1 pseudogene is annotated in these 426 nt (G+C 39.4%); it reads right to left on the bottom strand.

Annotation, left to right across the window (positions count from 1 at the left end):
• Positions 1 to 426 (bottom strand): annotated as a pseudogene (locus U9K52_RS21220) (RHS repeat-associated core domain-containing protein); the annotation flags it as partial.

Genomic DNA, 426 nt, shown 5'->3' with positions numbered 1-426 from the left:
GGTCTTCAGTCTGTTGCTGTTGTTATTGTTGAAATAAACATAACTAAGATTATCAATTAATCCTGCCGTAGTATTTCCTTCCAGGGATGCTGTCCTTTTCAGGTTGGTGATATTGCCGTTTAAATCATAGCTCATTTTTTCAAAATATTCCTGAGCAGAAGGGCGATCTTCTCTTTGATAAACACCTGCAGACAATCTGTTCAGCTTATCATAAACATAGCCGTATCTTCTCAGGTAATCCGAAGAAGCCGTGTTGGTACGCCAGTCTACTTCAGCAATATTCCCATTGTATTTAGGCAATACTTTTAAACTGCTGTCAAACGGATCGGGAGTTTGTTGTCCCTCAACCTGATTATATTTGATTTCATATCCGAACAGTTTCCCGTTAAGATTTTTGGGATCATTGACCTTTGTCATCCAACCGCG

It is taken from the genome of Chryseobacterium sp. MHB01 (assembly GCF_034651565.1).
In the GTDB taxonomy this organism is placed as follows: Bacteria; Bacteroidota; Bacteroidia; order Flavobacteriales; family Weeksellaceae; genus Chryseobacterium; species Chryseobacterium nepalense.
This window is presented reverse-complemented; position numbering and strand designations above follow the sequence as displayed.